We start from the raw sequence: 1,677 nt of genomic DNA on the forward strand, positions 1-1,677 counted from the left end.
AGCTCGTCTTCGAAGCTTTTGGCGAGGCGTTCGATGGTGTCGGGGTTATGGCGGGCGGGCGAGTAGGTCCAGTGCACCTGCAGGCGCCGGTCGACCACCACGGCGTTGAAGTCAATCAGGAACCGCCGTCGCGCCGAGGCCGCCCGCCATGGCCCGGTCGCCTCGTCCGCAAACGTGAACAGCGCCTCCGGCTCCCCACCGATCCGGCCGAGATAGTTGAAGCTGACCTCCGGCTCCGCGAATCCCTCCAGACCCGACTCCGCGTCCAGATAGCGCAGCGCCCCCCAGCCCTGACCGCCTCCGGGTACCCCGCGCAGCCGCGCCCGAACCTCCGCCAAAGCCTCGCCCGCCGAACCGCCGCCGCGAAGCACCAGCGGATAAAGCGCCGTGAACCAGCCTACCGTCCGAGTCGGCTCCAAATCCTCGATCCCCGTCCGCCCGTGGCCCTCCACCGCCACCAGCGCCGCCCCGCGGCCCGTCCAGCCGCACAAGGCTCGAACCAGCGCCGTCAGCAGCGTCTCCTGGATCTGCGCCCGCCAGCGCCTCGGACCCTCCTCCAGAAGCGCCCGCGTGCGCGCCTCGTCCCATWCGCGCCGAAGCGTACGCGCCGTCCCCTCCTCGTTCGTCCCCTCCCCGTCCACCGGCAGCGGGCCTATCTCGCCCCAGGGCTGCCCACGCCAATAGGTCAGTTCGCCCCGCCACTCCCCCGTCGCCGCCCGCTCCGTCAGCTGACGCGCCCACGCCACATAGGACGGCGCCGCCGGCGCCAGCGCCCGCCCTTCGTAGGCCGCCTCAAGGTCCTCCAGGATCACTCGCCACGAAACCCCGTCCACCGCCAGATGATGCGCCACAAGCGCCAGACGCCCCATCTCCACCAGCCACACCGCCTTGAACACCGGCCCCTCAGACAGCCGAAGGCTGCGCTGCGTCGCCGCCGCGTCCCATGCCCCCGCTACCGCCTCGAACACTTCCCTCGCTTCCGCCGCCTCCCGCTGCACCGATCCGTCAAAACGCAGACGCAACGCCCCGTGATGCGCCGTCACCTGGCGCACCGCCGCTTCCAACCGCGCCGCGTCGATCAGTTCCCGCGGGCGCACCATAACCGCCATGTTCCAGTGGTCGGGATCGCCAAGCTCCTGCTCCGTCAGCCAGCGCTGGATCGGCGTCAGCGGCGCCGGCCCGCCCTCCGGACCGGCCGGCGCCGCGTCCTCCTCTCGCCGCGCCACCCGCGCCAGCGCCTCGATCGTCTGATGCTCGAACACTTGCCGTGGCGTCAGCCGCACGCCGCGCTGGCGCGCCCGCGAAACGATCTGCAGGCTTAGAATCGAATCGCCACCCAGCTCAAAGAAGTTGTCGCGCGCCCCGATCCCGCGCCGCTCCAGAACCGCCTCCCACAAATCCGCCAGCAGCCGCTCCAGCCCCTCCGCCGGCGCCCGGCTCGGCTCGGGGGTCGGGGTCGGCAGCGCCCGGCGGTCGATCTTGCCGTTGGCCGTGCGCGGCAGTTCAGCAAGCGTGACCACCGCCGAGGGCGTCAGCCAATCGGGAAGCCGCCGGCGCAGCCGCTCGCGCAAATCCGGCCCCGAAAGGCCCTCCCCCACCACATAGGCCACAAGCCGCTTGGCCCCGCCCTCGCCCTGTGCCAGAACCACCGCCTGCCGCACCCCCGGCTCGGCCAGA

At 72.0% G+C, this 1,677-nt stretch carries 1 protein-coding gene; it reads right to left on the reverse strand.

The window, feature by feature from the left end:
• Positions 1-1,677 (reverse strand): condensation domain-containing protein (locus AC1DXM_RS31890; protein WP_477239523.1); only part of this gene is annotated, 1,677 nt, incomplete at both ends.

This window comes from Mesorhizobium sp. P3_A2 (genome assembly GCF_056403115.1).